General features: G+C 33.6%; 2 protein-coding genes and 1 pseudogene. All 3 read right to left on the reverse strand.

The window, feature by feature from the left end; genetic code table 11:
- Positions 1-103: 103 nt before the first annotated feature.
- Positions 104-246 (reverse strand): annotated as a pseudogene (locus CCZ01_RS09740) (transposase); the annotation flags it as partial.
- Positions 247-407: 161 nt separating this feature from the next.
- Positions 408-899: a hypothetical protein gene (locus CCZ01_RS09745; protein WP_112053014.1), complete on the reverse strand. Its 492-nt coding sequence runs from the start codon at positions 897-899 to the stop codon at positions 408-410.
- A 96-nt stretch (positions 900-995) separates the two neighbouring features.
- Positions 996-3,221, reverse strand: coding sequence for a hypothetical protein (locus tag CCZ01_RS09750; protein WP_112053015.1), 2,226 nt, complete (start codon positions 3,219-3,221; stop codon positions 996-998).
- Between the last annotated feature and the right edge of the window lie 127 nt (positions 3,222-3,348).

The following is a 3,348-nucleotide window of genomic DNA, read 5'->3' on the forward strand; positions in this document are numbered from 1 at the left end:
GAACAGCCAAAAGCTTTTTTGAAATGTGTAATGTGCTTATTATTTGGATTTAACTCTATTTTATGCGAGATTGTCATTGACTATCTTTTCCATATCATCGTGGATTCTCTGCTATGTATTTAAAAATCTCTCTAAGCCTTTTGCATATCTCATCATTTAACACTTTTCTACGATACTTCACAACGAGTATGAAGTGATATGTAACAAATAGACTGAGTGTTGATTTGTATTATATTTCTTATCTATATCGGTATTATAGCAGAATTTAACTAATTTTAGTTTTTACAAGTTAGTTAATAAGTATTAAGTTTTTTAACTTGCCTAACGGTGAGTGGCAATTCATCCTCCGCCTAAGAGGCGAAGGTTTTCTTGCTTAAAATTTGGTAAATCAAATTGTGGCTAAAACATTACATATTTTTGATTGTTTTTGCTATGCGGTTGTATCGAATGCCAACATAAAATAAAAATACAATAGTGGCAATCATTGCGATAAAAGCAAGAAGTGCTCCAATACTCTCACCAAACACTGTACCAAATAACCAATATGTTATGAACAGATGAAAAATTGGAGATAAAATAATCATTAAAAATAAACCAATAAATTCTGATAACTTGCTATCTTGATAATAGCCTTTAGTAAAATTTCTTAGTATTTCTACTCGATAAAATCCATTTTTCATATTCTTTGCAGCAATGGCAACTTCATCACCTTCTTCTAAAAGTCCTGAATTAATATGTTCAAAAGCTTTTCCATCTAGTTTAAAATGCGCATGTCTTTCGACACGTGTACTAACATGGCCACGACCACTACTATTCATCGAACCGCTTGTAACACCAACTTTACTCATTCCCACTTCTGTAATCTTGCCCCTAAAAATTTCAAAGCCATAAACACTCATTAGTTATTCCTTATTAAATTTTTTGCATTTTACCTAATTAGCTTTAATTGAATCTGAAATAACAAATAGCCTAGCCACTAAAAGTGGCTGGATGATTTATGCCATCAAAGTTTTAGATTCTAACTTCTGCGATAAACTTTGAGTGATTGCTTCATCTTGACTGCCATCAATACCTAAAAGTTTCAATGCCCAGTTAGGACCGCTCATAATGATTTTCCACATAATGTAGCCTGAAGCTAGGCAACCAAAAATTTTTAAAAGTGCTTTAATAGCACCGATAGAAAATGCTGCCCAAACATTTTCTATGCCCATTTTAAGTGCTGCAAATTGCTCTATAGAAAACACAATAAAAAACTCTTGCACAAGCGTATGAATAAATAACGCTAGGAATATAAAAATAACAATCAGCACAGGCTTAAAGAAAATTGCAATTCCACTAATAAGAAAAGAAATAATTTTTTCATACTTCTTTGTTGTAATCGCATAAGCTACAACAAAGGGGGAAATATAATAATATTTCAACAATGAAACTAAATAGCTAATAAAGGCTATAGCTCCTGCCACCGTCGCAATTAAGACTGGAACTTTTTCTAGCATTGCACTAACAAAGTATGCGGTAAAAATAACTGATAAAAGTTCACTCGCGACAACTCCACCAACTTTCACTTTTGTTGCTATGGTAGGAATATTTTCAAAAACTTTTAAAATATTTTGTGCACCATTATTCAAAGCATCTCGGATACTGCTCGCTCCGGGTATTGTCATGTAAACTAATAAATTTGTTATTTCAGCAAGAAAAATATCCTTGCCTGCAGCAAGGATATTTTTTCTCTCTCCATCTGTGGTATTTTCAATTGCAGCATTAATGCTTTCATTTGCAATTTCTTCACTTGCAGGTTGAACTTTATTGTTGATAATATCATCTTGCAATTCTACCATTATGCCTGTTCCCGGAACGATTGTTGCGTTAATCCAACCTAATTCATCTTGCCGAGTTTGAATCAAAGTATTAATTTTCTTGAGATTATCAGAAAGGCTACCATCAATATTTTCTCCTGCAGTAAATCTATCTTGAACCTCTTTAAGATTTTTTGCTGTTTGGAATGATTTTTTTGCTTGGACATAGGTATTTAGAACAGAAACGCAAGTTTTCATTGAAATATCTTTAGGCGTTCCGCTTAAATGATTTATATCAATGTTTTCATGATCTTTCATTGCTTCAGCTGTCATACCACCCATTTCCATATTTGGAAATCTTTGATAGCATTTTTCTCTTAAGACACGTTCTGAATGTTTCATCTCTGCTTCTGAATCTTTGATTGTTTTTAAGGTGTAAGCCTCTCCTTCAACGCTCATTGCACCCACAGTGGCATAGAGTTTTTGCATATAAGTTGAAGTGCCAATTGCTGCAGCTTTATCTGCAATGGCTATAGATTCAGCTGTAAAGAAGCGAATAATGTTTTGTATCACTGTGCTATTCATTCCTCCATTCTCTGGAATGGGTGCAAAAAAGAAAAAAACTGCAAGGAGTGGCACATAGAATTTATGCAAATAAGGCTCTCTTGGTGTTGCTTCATCATTCCTTTCTAAATAAGTTTGCAATTTTCTTGCACCGATGGCTGAAAGAAAATATCCTCCCACCACAACAAACAAAAGATTCTGCAAATAGCCATAAATTTCTTGCATATTATTAAACAACCCTGCAAAATAAGCAAGATTAGCTTTATTGAAAGCATCTGCAGTTGAAACAGCTATGCCATCAGTTAATGGCTTTTGTGAGTCTTTTCCACCGAACAAAACGCTAGATAAATTCGCCTGAAACAACCCTCCGATTTGCCCTTTAAGCTCAATACCCTTTTGGAGTTGAAGTTGTCCTGTATTTTTTGTTGCTTCAAAGTCAATCACACTTGGATCAAGCGTTGCCATTGCTCCAAAGAATCTTGAAAGTGTAAGACTATTTGAATTGTAAGCAAGGGGTTCAAATTTGTAGTTCAAATCTTTGTTTTTGACTTCATCTTTAGCAACAACATTGCCTGAAATTTCCTTTGCACAGACTCTATTTTCTTGATTTGCATTGATATTTGGTATTATTCTATCTGTTGCTACAAGCCTAAATACACTACAATAAGTTACACCATTTTTAAAATCAATGCCTGTAATCTGTGTTCCGAATCCCCTTGCTGGCATTCTACACTTGAATTCACAAGTTCCATTTGTAATGACTTTATCATCATAGGGTAAAACCTGATCGGCATTTAAGTTTTCTGCATATACAGAAACTAAACTCAGTAAACCTAAAACAAATAATATTGCTTTACGCATTTTTTTCTCCTTTTTTAGATTTGGATTTATTTGTGTTTTCTTCTTGATGTGTAAAGAAGTTTTCTAGCTCTCCTCTTTGTTGTTTTGTTTGGAGTTCTAAAGCTCTTTGCAATATTGAATCTTCTGT

Source organism: Helicobacter monodelphidis (genome assembly GCF_003288845.1).
GTDB lineage: Bacteria > Campylobacterota > Campylobacteria > Campylobacterales > Helicobacteraceae > NHYN01.